Origin of the sequence: Streptomyces sp. McG3, from assembly GCF_018619185.1 — a bacterium.
In the GTDB taxonomy this organism is placed as follows: Bacteria; Actinomycetota; Actinomycetes; order Streptomycetales; family Streptomycetaceae; genus Streptomyces.
The window spans coordinates 1-15,130 of sequence record NZ_JAAXYC010000027.1 but is presented as its reverse complement, the minus strand read 5'-3'; the positions used below and the strand labels follow the sequence as shown (position 1 = coordinate 15,130).

Below are 15,130 nucleotides of genomic sequence, written 5' to 3'. Positions count from 1 at the left end.
TTCAGCCTCGCAACTTCGGGTCGAGGGCTTCGCGCATGGCCTCGCCGAGCAGGGTGAAGCCGAGGGCGGTGATGATGATCCCGACGGCCGGATAGGCGGCCATCATCGGCTCGTTGTCGAAGAAGCGCTGCGCCTGGGAGAGCATCACGCCCCACTCGGGAACGGCCGGGTCGGGGTTGCCGAGGCCCAGGTAGGACAGGGCCGCGGCCTCGATGATCGCGGTGGCCAGGCTCAGCGTGGCCTGGACGATCACCGGGCTCAGCGAGTTCGGCAGGATCTGCGTGAGCACGATCCGCTTGCGCCGGATGCCGACCGCCTTCGCGGCGAGCACGTAGTCCGCACCGCCCTGGACCAGCATCGAACCGCGCAGCAGGCGGGCGAAGATGGGGATCTGGACGACACCCACGGCGATCATCACGGTGGTCAGCGACTGGCCGAGGACCGCGGCGATGGAGACCGCGAGCAGCAGCGAGGGCAGCGACAGCATGATGTCGGTGAAGCGCATGATCACGGTGTCGACGCGCTGGCCGACCTTGCCGCCGAGGGTGGCGGCGGCTCCGGAGAGCACACCGACCAGCGCGCCGACGATCAGTCCGATGAGCATGGAGACGACACCGACGAGCAGCGTCTGCCGGGCACCGACGAGCCAGCGGGAGAACATGTCGCGGCCCAGGTGATCCAGGCCGAACCAGTTCTCGCCGCGCATGCCGACGAACTTGCCCTGGTTGGGGAAGACTTCACTGCGCCAGTTCTGCGCGGTGGGCCCGTGCGGGGCCAGCATCGGTCCGACGATCGCGACGAGGACGAACGCGGCGATGATCGCCGCGCCGATGATCGCCATCTTGCTGGAGCGCATCCGGCGGAACGCCTCGCGCCACAGGCTGCTGCCGGTGACGGTCTCCGAGCTCTGCGTCAGCTCGGCGAGACGGTCGATCTTGTCTGCTTTGTTGGTCAGGATCGTCACGTCAGTGCACCCGCACTCTCGGGTCGATGATGCTGTACGCGAGGTCGACCAGCAGGTTGATCAGCACGTACACCATCGCGATGAAGAGAATGAACCCAACGAGGACCGGGTAGTCGCGGCCGTCGATCGCGGTACGGATGAAGGAGCCGATGCCGCCGAAGTCGAAGACCGACTCGGTGAGCACAGCGCCGGAGAGCAGGCTGCCGGTCAGCAGGCCGACCGCGGTGATCACGGGCAGCAGGGCGTTGCGCAGCACATGGCGCCCGCGCACGGTCTTCTTGTCGAGGCCCTTGGACTCGGCGGTGCGGATGTAGTCCTCGCCGAGTACCTCCAGGACGCTGGCGCGGGTCATCCGGACGATGACGGCGAGCGGGATCGAGGCCAGGGCGACGGCGGGCAGGATCAAGTGCATGATCGCGTCCCAGCTGGCGTCGAACTCCCCGGTCAACAAGCCGTCCAGGACGGCGAATCCGGTGATGTCGGTGGCGTCGAGTCCGGTGGTGAGCCGGCCCTGGCTCGGGAACCAGCCCAGCTCCACGGAGAAGATCCCGCGCAGCAGCATGGCCAGGAAGAAGACCGGGATGCAGATGCCGAGCAGCGATCCGGAGACGGAGGCGACGTCCAGCCAGCCGCCGCGGTGCTTGGCCGCCAGATAGCCCATCGGGATGCCCACGACCACGGCGATCAGGATCGCGGCGACACTGAGCTCCACGGTGGCCGGGAAACGCAGGGTGAATTCGTCCCACACCGGCTGGCCGGTCTGGGTGGAGGTTCCGAGGTCGAGCTCGAAGATGCGCTTGAGGAACCGCCAGTACTGGACGTGGACCGGCTCGTCGAGCCCGAGTGCCCTGTTGATTCTCGCTACTTCGGCTTCGGTGGCCCGCTCGCCCAGGATCGCTGAGGCGGGTCCGCCGGGCAGTCGGTTCAGCCAGAGGAACAGCAGGACCGACAGGCCGAGCAGGGTGGGAATGAGCTGGAGAAGTCTTCTTACGACGAGTCGCAGCACCCCGCATGCCCCTTTCTCACGTGCGTCGATGCGGGTCCGCCCGGCCACCTGGTTGCTGTGGCCGGGCGGACCCGCTGGTGTGCGATTACTTGAAGGAGACCTCGGCGAAGTTCTCCTGCGTCAGCGGGGAGACCTTCGGCGGGTTGACGTTCTTGGCGAACGCGATGGCCGGCGGCGACGACGAGATCGGCACGCCCGGGACGTACTCCGCGATCGCCTCGTTGGCCTTCTTGTAGGCCTCGGTGCGGGCGGCCGGGTCGGTGACCTCGGAAGCGGCGTTCACGGCGTCGAAGACCTTCTGGTCCTTGAAGCCCCACTGCTTGTCCGGTCCGGCGAACCAGGTGCCGATGAAGTTGTAGCCGTCGTTGAAGTCACCGGTCCAGCCGAGCATGTGCAGGGCGCAGGAGCCCGCCTCGGTGGCGTCCAGGTAGTCCGGGGCCCACTTCATGGCCTTCGGCTTGACGGTGATGCCGGCCTTCTCCAGGTCGGCCTTCATCAGCTCGAACATGTCCTGCGGGGCAGGCATGTACGGGCGGGTGACCTCGGTCGGGTAGCAGAAGTCGATGGTGAGCTTCTCCGCACCGGCCTGCTTGAGGAGGTCCTTCGCCTTGGCGGTGTCGAACGGGTACGTCTTCACCTTGTCCGAGTAGCCGGCGACCGTGTCGGGCATGAACTGGGTCGCGACCTTGCCACCCTCGGGCAGCTGGGTGTTGACGAGGTTCTCGCGGTCGATGGCGTGCGTGATCGCCTGACGGACCTCGGGCTTCTTCAGCGCCGGGTTCGCCGACTGGCTCATACCGAGGTAGAAGATGTTGAAGACGTCACGGGTCGGGACCTCGTAACCCTCCTTCTCCAGCGTCGTCACATCGGCCGGCGCGACCAGGTCGTAGCCGTCGATGTCACCCGCCTGGAGCGCCTGGCGGCGGGTCTCCTCGGTGGAGATGGTGCGGAAGACCAGGTTCTTCACCTTGGCCTTGTCGCCCCAGTAGCCGTCGAAGCGCTCCAGGGAGACTTCCTTGTTGCCCTTGTTCCACTTCGTGATCTTGTACGGGCCGGTGCCGGCGACCGTGCCGGCCTCCTGGCTGTACTTGGGGTACGTGATCGCGTCGCCCTTGGCGGTCGCGTCCTGCTTCTCGTACTCCTTGATGGCCTTCGGCGAGTGGATCGCCAGCGCCTGGAGGGAGAACCCGCCCGGCAGGTTCGCCGAGGGCTCGTTCACCTCGATGACGGCCGTGTTGTCGTCCTTGGCGGTGCAGGACTTGTAGTTGGGCTTGGGCGCCTCGGCGTCCTCGTTCTTCGCGAACCCGCCCATGATGGTCTGCCAGTAGTAGGAGACCGCGCTGGACTGGTACGTGCCCTTCCAGTTGAACCAGTGGTCGTAGTTCGCGCAGACCGCGGCGGCGTTGAACGCCTCGCCGTCGTGGAACTTCACGCCCTGGCGCAGGTTGAACGTCCAGACCTTGCCGGCCGGGTCGCTCTCCCACTTCTCGGCGAGGCCGCCGACGAGCTTGCTGCCACCGGGCTCGTGCTCCAGGAGCGCCTCGAAGGCCTGACGGGTGACGCGGAACGTCTCGCCGTCGCTCGCGAGGGCCGGGTCGAGGGAACCGGGGTCACCGGCTCCGGCGAAGACGAAGGTGTCCTTGTCGCCCCCCTTGGAGCCGCCCTCGTCCCGCTCGCTGGAACAGCCCGTGGCGATCAGAGCGACAGCGACCGCTGTCGTGACCGCCCGGACAGCCCGGGACTTGAATATGCGCATGGGTCCACCCCTGGTTCGCCATGTGGTGAGGTTTGATGGCCGCACACTACAGACGGTGCCTGCCGCAAGAGAACAGTCCGGATAGCGGTGAGACCTAGTCGAGACCCGGACAGTTAACAAACCGTCCAGTTCCGGGACATCCTCCCGGGGGAAGTTAACAAGCCGGACATCGAGGGGTGTTCGACGGAGGGTGACCGGAGGCGAAGGCGACGCGCGCGCCGCTCACCCCTCATCCGGGGCCGACCGGAGTGCCCGGCCGGGCGTGCCCACAGGGCTCAGCGGGGCTGGGGCGGGTAGCCGTATCCGGGGGCCGCGAGAGGCGGCGGACCGGCGGGGGCGTGGGCCTCGCGGTCGTAGAAGGGGCGGGCGTTCGCGCGCAGCCACATGCCGACCGGGTCGTACTCGTCGGACAGGGCGACGGTGGAGACGGGAAGCCCATCGGGGACCGCGCCGACCGACTGCCGCATCATCTCCCGCACCGATTCGACGGAGGCGCGGCCGGTGTCGTAGAGGTCGAGGCCGATCGCGAGATACGGAACGCCGACCGCGGGGTGCACCCAGGCCCGGCGCAGGGAGCGGATCGCGGGGGTGCGGTGGGCGTTCTGGGTGAGCAGGGCGTAGAACTGCGGGAGTTCGATGGCGGGGTCGGAGAGCCGGAGCGGTCCGGCGGGCAGCCGGTCCAGGCCGGTGGCGATGCGCCGCAGGTCGAGCCAGGGAATGCCGACGCCGCCGCCGGGGGCGTGCGGATTGAGCCAGATGCCCCAGCGGTCGGGGAACAGGGCGCGGGCGATGTCGCGTCCGGTGACCAGCTCGTGGGCCCGGTTCCAGCCACTGGCGGAAAGCTCCTGGGCGGAGGTGACGCAGGGGGCGTAGCCCAGGCCGTCGATCTCCATGTTCCCGTACTGGGCGTCCGGTGAGCCGGCCGTGCCGTGCCAGAGCAGCATCCACACCCGGCCCTCGGTGACCGCAGCGAGCAGCGCCTCGTAGGCGTCGTAACGCCCCGGGGCCACTTGGCGCAGCATGTGCTCGACCTTCCCCGAGGCACTCGACTCCGCCCGATCGGGGAAGGCCCCACTGGCCGCCGCGGTGCCTGACGCACTCACCCTGGGTTCCGCCCCTCGTCGATCCGTCGCGTTCGCGCCACCGCTCCCGGGCACACGGGAGCGACCACGCCATCAAACCAGCTTATGCGCCGATTCTGGCACCGACTTGACGCCCTGGTCCGGTGGTGCCCGGTCCCGTCGCCGTCAGTGGTCCTCGCGGCGGTGGATCAGTGGCCCTCGCGCCGGTAGAACGGGCGCACCTTCTCCCGCATCCAGTCGCCGACGAGGTCCTCCGCCACGTCCAGGAGGACCAGGTTGACCGGCCAGGGCACCTGGACCCGGCCGAGCGCGCGGCCGATGGCGTCCATGGGGGCGCTCTGTCCCGCGCCGTCCCAGGTGGCGAACTCGACGCCGACGAAGAGGACCGGGTCGCCGCCCTCGATGCTGGCCAGGGCCCGGCGTGCGGTGCTCACCACTCCGGTGGCCTCGAACTCCTCGGAGACGGCGGTGAGGAAGTCGACCGGGTCGTGCTGCCAGTCCGGCTCGAACAGCCGGACCCGGCCGCCGGTGGCGGGCCCGTCCAGGGCGGTGCGGCCGGCCCGGCAGAGCTCGGCGACGGCGGGCGGCGGAAGCGGTATGCCGACCGCGCCGCCCGGATTCACGGCGATGCCGACCTGTGGGGGCAGGCCCCGCGCGAAGTCGCGGGCGGGCGCGACGGTGAAGGACATGTGGCTGCCGACGCAGCTGAGGAACTGGGCCTCGGAGCTGAAGACGGGGACGAAGGCCGCGCCGTCGATCTCGATCATCGGCAGATCGAGGTCCGCGCTGGCGGGGGTGCCGCCGTTCGGCAGCGGCACCCAGACGGAGCTGCGGCCGAGCACCTCGACGAGGCGGCCGCCCGCGTCGGGGACGCCGAGCGAGGCCGTCAGCACCTCTTCGAGCTCGTTGGCGGGCCACCCCTGCTGGGGGTGTGCCGGTGCGGGTGCCGGAATGTCCACTGCCTCTGTGCCCTCTCTCCACCGCCTCGGCCGCGCCCGGCGGCCTCTGCTCCGGCCAGCACCTTAACGGTCAGCGGCCGGTGGAAGCCTCGTCGGCCGTGAAGGAGATCCGGCAGAGCGCTCCCGCGGCCTCGCGGTCCAGCAGCACCGCGGAGGTGCAGCCGGCGGGCAGCAGCCCCTGCTCGGTGTCGCGGAGCAGCCGGGCGACCGCGTGCCGGTGGCGGGCGAAGGCGTAGCCGGAGACGCCGCGCCCACGCTCGCGCTGCCCCTGCCGCGCCACCTCGGGCGTCACGTCGAGCAGGATCAGATGGAGGGTGCGGCCCCGGCTCACGGCGTGCCGGGCGAGCCAGCGGCGTACCCAGGTCTGGGTGCCGCAGTCGTGCACGACGACGGATTCACCGGAGCGCAGGGCGTTCCAGAGGCCGAGGTAGTGCGCCGCGCGGACCAGGGGGCGGTAGAGGGCGTAGGGCAGTAAACGGGGCAGGGCGGCGGCCCAGCTGTCGCGGGTGTTCTGGGAGTCGATGGCCCGGCCCTGCGCGGCCCGCCGGATGAGGGTCGACTTCCCGCTGCCGGGGAGGCCGGAGACCACGACGACGTCACCGGCGGTGAGGTCGAGGCCGTACGGGCCGCAGCCGGTGCGCCCGCGCAGGTCGCGCACCACCGGCGCGCCCTCCGTCAGCAGCTCCCGCACGGGAGCGCCGGGCTGTGCGGGCATCGCGCCGTGCGCGACCCCCGCGGTCGGTGCCGACCGCTGCAACGTCATCGCCCATCCCCCTGCCGTCGTGTCCCCCACGCCTGCCCCTGAAGTGTAAAGAAAAGGCAATGAGGCACAACCGTGTCCGGGCCTGTTGTAGCCGTATTCACCTGCGTGGGGACCGGACCCCCCACTCTCCCCCAAGGCATGCGATGATGACCCCGCCAACTGCATACCGGCCGTTCGAATCCGCGCGGGAGAGTTCCGGCCACTTGTGTGAGCCGGGCGCCGAAGGAGCAAGATCCTCCCTTGAATCTCTCAGGCCCCGTACCGCGTGGATGAGGCAGATCTGAAAAGCGAGCCGTTCAGCGGCTCCACCCAAGGTGCAAGCCGAGCCCCCTGATCCGGGGCGCCCTCCAGGGGCATACCCCGTCGGGGGCTATCGGCGAACCTCTCAGGTTCCGATGACAGATGGGGAGGATTCGTCCTGACGTCGTCATGCCCTGGAGCCGTATCCATGAGCACTGCCCCCCGTCTTACCGCCCTCGACACGCTGCACCGCTCGCTCGGCGCCACCATGACCGACTTCGCGGGCTGGGACATGCCCCTGCGGTACGCCAGTGAGCGCGACGAGCACAACGCCGTACGCACCCGGGCCGGTCTCTTCGACCTGTCGCACATGGGCGAGATCACCGTCACCGGGCCCGGGGCCGCCGCCTTCCTGAGCTACGCGCTGGTGGGCAACATCGCCACCGTCGGCAACGGCCGGGCCCGCTACACGATGATCGTCCAGGAGGACGGCGGGATCGTGGACGACCTGATCGTCTACCGGCTCGGCGAGACCGAGTACATGGTCGTCGCCAACGCGGGCAACGCGCAGGTCGTCCTGGACGCGCTGACCGCACGGGTCGGCGGCTTCGACGCCGAGGTGCGCGACGACCGGGACGCGTACGCGCTGCTCGCGGTCCAGGGCCCCGAGTCGCCCGCCATCATGAAGGCGGTCACCGACGCCGACCTGGACGGGCTGAAGTACTACGCGGGCCTGCCGGGCACGGTCGCCGGGGTCCCGGCGCTCATCGCCCGTACCGGCTACACCGGCGAGGACGGCTTTGAACTCTTCGTCGCGCCCGGGCACGCCGAGCAGCTGTGGCGGGCGCTGACCGAGGCCGGCGAGGCGCACGGGCTGATCCCCTGCGGGCTCTCCTGCCGGGACACGCTGCGCCTGGAGGCGGGCATGCCGCTGTACGGGCACGAGCTGACGACCGCGCTCACCCCGTTCGACGCGGGCCTGGGCCGGGTCGTGAAGTTCGAGAAGGAGGGCGACTTCGTCGGGCGCGAGGCCCTGACCGCCGCCGCCGAGCGCGCCGAGACCGCCCCGCCGCGCAAGCTGGTGGGCCTGATCGCCGAGGGCCGCCGGGTCCCGCGCGCCGGTTTCCCCGTCGTCGCCGACGGCGCGGTGATCGGCGAGGTCACCTCCGGCGCCCCGTCCCCGACCCTGGGCAAGCCGATCGCCATGGCCTACGTGGACGCGGCCTTCGCCGCCCCGGGCACCGAGGGCGTGGGCGTGGACATCCGCGGCACGCACGAGCCGTACGAGGTCGTCGCGCTGCCGTTCTACAAGCGCCAGAAGTGATATTCGGGAAGGACCGGCGGTTCCCGGGCCTTCCTCCCGCGCGAGGCGTCACCGAAGTGAGGCGCGCGCAGGCGTCACGGAAGTGACGTACCTCCGTCTCACACCGTAAGACCACCGTTCATCAGCACTCCCCCGCGTACAGGAGAATTCAGGTCATGAGCAACCCCCAGCAGCTGCGGTACAGCAAGGAGCACGAGTGGCTGTCGGCCCTCGAGGACGGCGTGGCCACCATCGGCATCACGGAGTACGCGGCCAACGCGCTCGGTGACGTCGTCTACGCCCAGCTTCCGGAGGTCGGCGACACGGTGACCGCGGGCGAGACCTGCGGCGAACTGGAGTCGACCAAGTCCGTCAGCGATCTGTACTCGCCGGTGACCGGTGAGGTGACGGCGTTCAACCAGGACGTCGTGGACGACCCCTCGCTGGTGAACTCCGCTCCCTTCGAGGGCGGCTGGCTGTTCAAGGTGCGCGTCGCGGAGGAGCCGGCCGATCTGCTCTCCGCCGACGAGTACACCGCGTTCTCCGGCAACTGAGACCTTAAGGGACCCCCTGATGTCGCTTCTGAACTCCTCCCTCCACGAGCTGGACCCGGACGTCGCCGCCGCCGTCGACGCCGAGCTCCACCGTCAGCAGTCCACCCTCGAAATGATCGCGTCGGAGAACTTCGCTCCGGTCGCCGTCATGGAGGCGCAGGGCTCCGTCCTCACCAACAAGTACGCCGAGGGCTACCCGGGCCGCCGCTACTACGGCGGCTGTGAGCACGTCGACGTCGTCGAGCAGATCGCGATCGACCGGATCAAGGCCCTGTTCGGCGCCGAGGCCGCGAACGTGCAGCCGCACTCCGGCGCCCAGGCGAACGCCGCCGCGATGTTCGCGCTGCTGAAGCCGGGCGACACGATCATGGGCCTGAACCTGGCCCACGGCGGTCACCTGACCCACGGCATGAAGATCAACTTCTCCGGCAAGCTCTACAACGTGGTCCCGTACCACGTCGACGAGAGCGGCATCGTGGACATGGAGGAGGTCGAGCGCCTCGCCAAGGAGTCCCAGCCGAAGCTGATCGTGGCCGGCTGGTCCGCCTACCCGCGCCAGCTGGACTTCGCCGCCTTCCGCCGGATCGCGGACGAGGTCGGCGCGTACCTGATGGTCGACATGGCGCACTTCGCGGGCCTGGTCGCGGCCGGTCTGCACCCCAACCCGGTGCCGCACGCCCATGTCGTCACCACCACCACGCACAAGACCCTCGGCGGTCCGCGCGGCGGCGTGATCCTCTCCACCCAGGAGCTCGCCAAGAAGATCAACTCGGCGGTCTTCCCGGGTCAGCAGGGCGGCCCGCTGGAGCACGTGATCGCGGCCAAGGCGGTCTCCTTCAAGATCGCGGCGGGCGAGGAGTTCAAGGAGCGCCAGCAGCGCACCCTGGACGGCGCCCGGATCCTGGCCGAGCGCCTGGTCCAGCCGGACGTCACCGAGGTGGGCGTATCCGTCCTCTCCGGCGGCACCGACGTGCACCTGGTCCTGGTCGACCTGCGCAACTCGGAGCTGGACGGCCAGCAGGCCGAGGACCGGCTCCACGAGCTGGGCATCACGGTCAACCGGAACGCCATCCCGAACGACCCGCGCCCCCCGATGGTCACCTCGGGCCTGCGGATCGGCACCCCGGCGCTGGCCACCCGCGGCTTCGGCACGGAGGACTTCACGGAGGTCGCGGAGATCATCGCCGCCGCCCTCAAGCCGTCCTACGACGCGGACGACCTCAAGGCCCGCGTGGTCGCGCTGGCCGAGAAGTTCCCGCTGTACCCCGGCCTGAAGTAACACCTGGCCTGCGGTTCCGCACGTTCGGACGGGGCACCGCGCACACTGAGGAGAGTGAGCGCGGTGCCCCGACCCGTGTCCCGCGCTCCACCTTTTGCCCTGCTTGCCCTGCTTGACCCGCTCGACCTGCTCGACCCGCTTCAACCGTTTGACCTGCTTGAACCGCTCGACCCGCGGGCCCCACCCCGGCCCGTTCCGCACCACCCGGCCCGTTCCCGCACCACCCAGGCAGACAACGGCGTCTTCCAACCCCAAGGAGTACTCCCGTGGCCATCTCGGTCTTCGACCTCTTCTCGGTCGGCATCGGCCCGTCCAGCTCCCACACGGTGGGCCCGATGCGCGCCGCCCGGATGTTCGCGCGCCGCCTCAAGAACGAGGGCCTGCTCGCGCACACCGCCTCGATACGGGCCGAGCTGTACGGTTCCCTCGGCGCGACCGGCCACGGGCACGGCACGCCCAAGGCGGTCCTGCTCGGCCTGGAGGGCGAGTCGCCCCAGACCGTGGACGTGGAGTCCGCCGACGGCCGGGTCGAGGAGATCCGCGGCAGCGGCAGGATCAACCTGCTGGGCATGCACGAGATCCCGTTCGACTTCGACGAGGACCTGGTCCTGCACCGCCGCAAGGCACTCCCGTACCACGCCAACGGCATGACGATCCTCGCGTACGACACCGAGGGCGCACCGGTCCTGGAGAAGACCTACTACTCGGTCGGCGGCGGCTTCGTCGTCGACGAGGACGCGGTGGCCGGGGAGAACCCGATCGTCCCGGACGACACGGTCCTCAAACACCCCTTCCGCACCGGCGACGAACTGCTGCGGCTCTCCCGGGAGACCGGTCTCTCGATCTCCTCGATGATGCTGGAGAACGAGCTGGCCTGGCGCACCGAGGCGGAGATCCGCTCCGGGCTGCTGGACATCTGGCGCGTCATGCAGGCCTGCGTCTCGCGCGGCATGTCCCGCGAGGGCATCCTCCCCGGCGGCCTGAAGGTCCGCCGCCGCGCCGCGAACTCGGCCCGCCAGCTGCGCGCCGAGGGCGACCCGCAGGCCCACGCGATGGAGTGGATCACTCTGTACGCGATGGCGGTCAACGAGGAGAACGCGGCGGGCGGCCGCGTGGTCACCGCCCCCACCAACGGCGCGGCGGGCATCATCCCCGCCGTTCTGCACTACTACATGAACTTCGCGGCCGGCGGCTGCACCGAGACGGAGAAAGAGGACAGCGTCGTGCGCTTCCTCCTCGCGGCCGGTGCGATCGGCATGCTGTTCAAGGAGAACGCCTCGATCTCCGGCGCCGAGGTCGGCTGCCAGGGCGAGGTCGGCTCCGCCTGCTCGATGGCGGCCGGAGCCCTGGCCGAGGTCCTCGGCGGCTCCCCCGAGCAGGTGGAGAACGCCGCCGAGATCGGCATGGAGCACAACCTGGGCCTGACCTGCGACCCGGTCGGCGGCCTCGTCCAGATCCCCTGCATCGAGCGCAACGGCATGGCGGCGGTGAAGGCGGTCACCGCGGCGCGGATGGCGCTGCGGGGCGACGGCAGCCACAAGGTCTCCCTCGACAAGGTCATCAAGACCATGAAGGAGACCGGGGCGGACATGTCCGTCAAGTACAAGGAGACGGCGCGGGGCGGGCTCGCGGTGAACATCATCGAGTGCTAGGCGGAGCGGCCCTGGGGCGGCGACCACCGTCGCCGTACCACCCGCTACCGCAGGCCGCGCCCCCGCTCCTTCGCCAGCCACGGCCCGAACTCGCTCTCCAGCACGAGCCGTCCGAGCTTGCGGTACTCCTGGAGCACCGCCGTGACGAGCTGGTCCATGTCCAGTGGCTTCCCCGACTCGGCCGCGAAATAGGCGGCGGTCACCGCGCAGGCCCGGATCGAACCGCCGGCCAGCTCGAACCGGTCCGCGCAGAACTCCAGGTCGAGCGCGGCGTCGCGCGGGATCGCCGGGCCCAGACAGCGGTCCCACAGGGCCAGGCGCTGCCGGGCGTCGGGCATCGGGAACTCGGCGATCACGTCGAGGCGGCGGGTGAACGCCTCGTCGAGGTTGGCCCGGAGATTGGTGGTGAGCACGGCGATGCCGTCGAAGGACTCCATGCGCTGGAGGAGGTAGGCCGACTCCACGTTGGCGTGCTTGTCGTGCGCGTCCTTGACCTGGGACCGCTTTCCGAAGATCGCGTCGGCCTCGTCGAACAGGAGGATGCCGTTGACGTCGGACGCCTCGACGAAGATCCGCTCCAGGTTCTTCTCGGTCTCCCCGATGTACTTGTCGACCACCGTGGACAGGTCCACGACGTAGAGCTCCATGCCCAGTTCGGCGGCGATCACCTCGGCGGACATGGTCTTGCCGGTGCCGGACTCCCCGGCGAACAGGGCGATGACGCCCCTCCCCCGGCCGCCGCCCGGCCGCATCCGCCACTTCCCGAGGACCGTCTCGCGATGGCGGGCGCGCAGGGCGAGTTCGCCGAGCTGGGTGCGGGTCGCCGGGGGCAGCACCAGGTCGTCCCAGCCGACCGCGGGCTCGATGCGGCGGGCGAGCCGTTCCAGGCCCGCGCCGTTCTGGGCGCGGACCGCCGTACGCAGGTCCTCCGGGGTCACCGGCCGCTGCCCGATGACGGCCAGCCGGGACGCGACGGTGCTCGCCCTGCGCAGTTGGTCGGAGTCGAGCCGGTAGGCGGCGGCGGACTCGATCAGGGCGTCGTCGGCGGACGCGTGCGCGGCGGACAGGCCGACCGTCCGGCCCGCCTCGGCGAGCGCGCGCCGCCATTGGCGCCCGGCCCCGTCGGGGTCGGGGGGCGGGACGGTGACGGGCACCGGGCTCTCCGCCGTCCACAGGGGGTCCCAGTTCTTCTTCCCGTACGCGATCAGGGGCGTGGAGCCGAGCGCCACGCACAGGGAGCCGAGCAGCCGGGCCCCCTCGGGGCGTTCGGGGGCGAGCTTTTCGAGCGGGCCGAGGATCACGCCGGCGTGGCCGAGGCGGGCCTCGGTCGCCAGGGCCTGTACGAGCGGGGCCGGTTCGGCGGCGGTGGCGAGCGCCGCGACGTCGACGACCAGCGGGCGCCGGCCGGCCGCCACCAGCGCCTCGACCGCGAGGCCGCGCGGGTCGCCGCCCCGGTCGAGCAGGTGCACCAGACCGCTGCCCGTGCCGAGGGCCGCCGCGATCCGGGCGACCTCGGGACGCTCCTCCGGCTCCCTGGGGGGCGTGGCCTCCTGGACGAGCCCGCGCAGCCGGCCGTCGGTCCCTTCGTCGCCGAGGAGATGCGCGGTGACCCGGTCCGGTACGCGCAGGGTCCGGGAGAGCAGCGGGCGCTCGCCGTCCGTGATCTCCAGCAGCCCGCCCGCGACGAGCGGGGCGGACGGCGTGAACCGGAAGCGGCCGGAGCCGGCGGTGGGCAGCCCGCAGAGTTCCAGGGCCAGGCCGATGGTGGGCCGGCGGCGGGTGAGGTCGTCGTTGAGGTAGCCGTACAGCCGCTCGAACCGGGTGTCGATGTCCGGGGCCACGGCGACCAGCAGGAGTTCGACGTCCGGCGGAGCGAGACCGAAGCGGTCCGCCAGTCGGCCGAGCCGGCTCCCGGCCGGGGCGTCCGGCGAGGCCCCGTCCGCGTACGCCGGTACCACGGGCCCGCCCTCGTACGCCGGTACGGGCGTGAACGCGTCGCGGGTCTCCAGGATCCGTGCCGCGCCCTCGGGGGTGAGGTACTGCCCCCGGTAGGGGTCGTCGGGGTCCGGATCGACGGCCCGGCGTGCCGCGACGGCCTCCCGGACCCGCTGCTCGACGCGGCCGAGCCGCTCCCAGAGTTCTTCGAAGCCGGTCAGGGGGCCGTGAGCGTGGAGCTGTTGTGGTGCCAGGGTCATCGTGCGGCGTTCCCCCGCTTGCGTCGGCCGGGCGGCAACCGCCGTTCGCGGGGCGCGGCGAAGCCCTGCCCGCCCGGGTCGGACGCTCCGTCGTAGCGCAGGCGCCGGCCGGGGCCGTCGACGTCGCCGTCCAGGTGGGGTGCGGCCTTCATCACGAGTCCTTCGGTGACGGGCGGGCCCGCGGGGGTGCGTTCACCGGCCAGCGGCGCGACGACCCGCAGATCGATCGCGGCTTTCAGTTCCCCGCCGAGCGCGGACCAGACGTCCGAGGCGGACGGTCCGCCGGCTCCCGGTCCCGCCGCCTCCAGCTCCACGGTCAGGCCGAGTTCGGCGAGGCTTCCGGTGTGCATCCGGGCGGGCAGCACCTCGGAGCGGACGAGGACGCGCAACACCTCGGAGAGCAGGCGGTGTTCGTCCTGCGGGCGGTTGGTCCAGGCGGTGACCAGATAGGTCAGTTCGAACCAGCGGGGCGGGGTCCGCCAGCCGGTGACCATGCCCTCCTCGTCGTGGGTCCCGGCCGTGCCGCTGCGCCGCCTGCCCGCGTCCTCGCGGATGCCGTGCAGGAAGACGCTGATGGTCGGGGCGTTGCGGCGGGCGGACCAGTCCTTGGTCGGGGCGTCGAAGACCAGGTCGACGCCGCTGTCCTCGAGCCCGGCCCCGGCCAGCAGCAGCCGCAGCCCCTCGTCGACTTCGTGGATCATCGGCGGATCACCTCGTCCGGCGGGGTGATGGTGCCGAGCACCACGAGGAAGTCGGTCTTCACGGGGCTGAAGCCGGGGCCCTTCGCGGTGATCGTGCGCGGCCCGGTCCGGTCCTTGGCGACGATGAGGAGCTGGGCGATGAACGTGCCGTCGCCCAGCGGCCGGGTCGGGGCCGCGGCGGCCGTGATCCCGGGCTTCCAGCCGAGGGTGACGGGCGCGCCGGGCGGGAAGTCCTTGCCCCGTACGGAGGTGACGAAGCCGGGCTTGCCGACGGCGGGCACCGCGACGATGCGGGGCTGGAGGATGCGCAGCGGGATCCGGGAGACGTTGTCGCGGAGGCTGGCGTCGGTGCCCGTGGTGGTGAGCGATGCCGTGATCGTCGTCCGGAGGGCCTTGTCGGGCGACAGGACGACGCTGAGGACCGTGGACGCGCCGGGTGCGAGGTCGGGGAGCGTGCACGTGCCGCCGGCGCAGCCCGCGGGGAGCCGTCCGGCGGGGATGCCTCCGGGCAGTCCGAGCGTCAGCCGGAGTCCGGTGGCGAGCGCGTTCCTGCCGTTGCGCACGGTGTACGTCACCACGACCTTGCCGCCGACGTAGCCGGGGCTGGGCTGGGCCCGCACGGTGACCCCGGGCCCGGCCTCGGGCGCGGGCGGCGGCGGTGCGGGGGCCGGCGGCG

Annotated in this window: 12 protein-coding genes, 1 pseudogene and 1 riboswitch; of the genes and pseudogenes, 4 read left to right on the top strand and 9 right to left on the bottom strand. The window is 71.1% G+C overall.

The genetic code is table 11. The features are described 5' to 3' along the window. Position 1: 1 nt before the first annotated feature. The 6 genes from HET64_RS07100 to HET64_RS07075 form a co-directional block, all read right to left on the bottom strand. Complete coding sequence (locus tag HET64_RS07100; protein WP_007457141.1) at positions 2 to 964, bottom strand: ABC transporter permease; 963 nt, start codon at positions 962 to 964, stop codon at positions 2 to 4. Between the two features lies 1 nt (position 965). Beyond that, complete coding sequence (locus tag HET64_RS07095; RefSeq protein ID WP_215103192.1) at positions 966 to 1,970, bottom strand: ABC transporter permease; 1,005 nt, start codon at positions 1,968 to 1,970, stop codon at positions 966 to 968. A gap of 85 nt (positions 1,971 to 2,055) precedes the next feature. Further along, positions 2,056 to 3,726 (bottom strand): ABC transporter substrate-binding protein, encoded by a 1,671-nt coding sequence (locus HET64_RS07090; RefSeq protein ID WP_215103191.1) that lies wholly within the window; start codon positions 3,724 to 3,726, stop codon positions 2,056 to 2,058. Between the two features lie 275 nt (positions 3,727 to 4,001). Next, positions 4,002 to 4,829 carry an enhanced serine sensitivity protein SseB C-terminal domain-containing protein gene (locus HET64_RS07085; RefSeq protein WP_374105544.1) on the bottom strand — a complete coding sequence of 276 codons (828 nt, stop codon included), beginning with the start codon at positions 4,827 to 4,829 and terminating at the stop codon, positions 4,002 to 4,004. A 167-nt stretch (positions 4,830 to 4,996) separates the two neighbouring features. Beyond that, positions 4,997 to 5,767: an enhanced serine sensitivity protein SseB gene (locus tag HET64_RS07080; protein ID WP_215103189.1), complete on the bottom strand. Its 771-nt coding sequence runs from the start codon at positions 5,765 to 5,767 to the stop codon at positions 4,997 to 4,999. Positions 5,768 to 5,837: 70 nt separating this feature from the next. Continuing rightward, positions 5,838 to 6,530 (bottom strand): AAA family ATPase, encoded by a 693-nt coding sequence (locus HET64_RS07075; protein ID WP_215103188.1) that lies wholly within the window; start codon positions 6,528 to 6,530, stop codon positions 5,838 to 5,840. Positions 6,531 to 6,705: 175 nt separating this feature from the next. Next, positions 6,706 to 6,804: riboswitch (glycine riboswitch) on the top strand. Between the two features lie 174 nt (positions 6,805 to 6,978). Here HET64_RS07075 and gcvT point away from each other — a divergent pair. From gcvT to HET64_RS07055, 4 genes are all read left to right on the top strand, one after another. After that, positions 6,979 to 8,094 carry a glycine cleavage system aminomethyltransferase GcvT gene (gene gcvT, locus HET64_RS07070; RefSeq protein WP_215103187.1) on the top strand — a complete coding sequence of 372 codons (1,116 nt, stop codon included), beginning with the start codon at positions 6,979 to 6,981 and terminating at the stop codon, positions 8,092 to 8,094. Positions 8,095 to 8,249: 155 nt separating this feature from the next. Continuing rightward, positions 8,250 to 8,627: a glycine cleavage system protein GcvH gene (gcvH, locus tag HET64_RS07065; protein WP_215103186.1), complete on the top strand. Its 378-nt coding sequence runs from the start codon at positions 8,250 to 8,252 to the stop codon at positions 8,625 to 8,627. A 19-nt stretch (positions 8,628 to 8,646) separates the two neighbouring features. After that, on the top strand, positions 8,647 to 9,906 hold the full coding sequence (gene glyA / locus HET64_RS07060; RefSeq protein WP_215103185.1) for a serine hydroxymethyltransferase: 1,260 nt from the start codon (positions 8,647 to 8,649) through the stop codon (positions 9,904 to 9,906). Positions 9,907 to 10,172: 266 nt separating this feature from the next. Continuing rightward, complete coding sequence (locus HET64_RS07055; protein ID WP_215103184.1) at positions 10,173 to 11,558, top strand: L-serine ammonia-lyase; 1,386 nt, start codon at positions 10,173 to 10,175, stop codon at positions 11,556 to 11,558. Between the two features lie 44 nt (positions 11,559 to 11,602). Here HET64_RS07055 and HET64_RS07050 read toward each other — a convergent pair whose 3' ends face one another. The 3 genes and pseudogenes from HET64_RS07050 to HET64_RS07040 form a co-directional block, all read right to left on the bottom strand. Further along, positions 11,603 to 13,753, bottom strand: coding sequence for an ATP-binding protein (locus HET64_RS07050; protein ID WP_215103183.1), 2,151 nt, complete (start codon positions 13,751 to 13,753; stop codon positions 11,603 to 11,605). After that, positions 13,750 to 14,454, bottom strand: a complete 705-nt coding sequence (locus tag HET64_RS07045; protein ID WP_215103182.1) for a DUF4255 domain-containing protein — start codon at positions 14,452 to 14,454, stop codon at positions 13,750 to 13,752. Before HET64_RS07045 ends, HET64_RS07050 begins: the two co-directional genes overlap by 4 nt. Beyond that, positions 14,451 to 15,130: pseudogene (locus HET64_RS07040) on the bottom strand (DUF11 domain-containing protein); the annotation flags it as partial. The gene HET64_RS07045 and the pseudogene HET64_RS07040, both read right to left, overlap by 4 nt.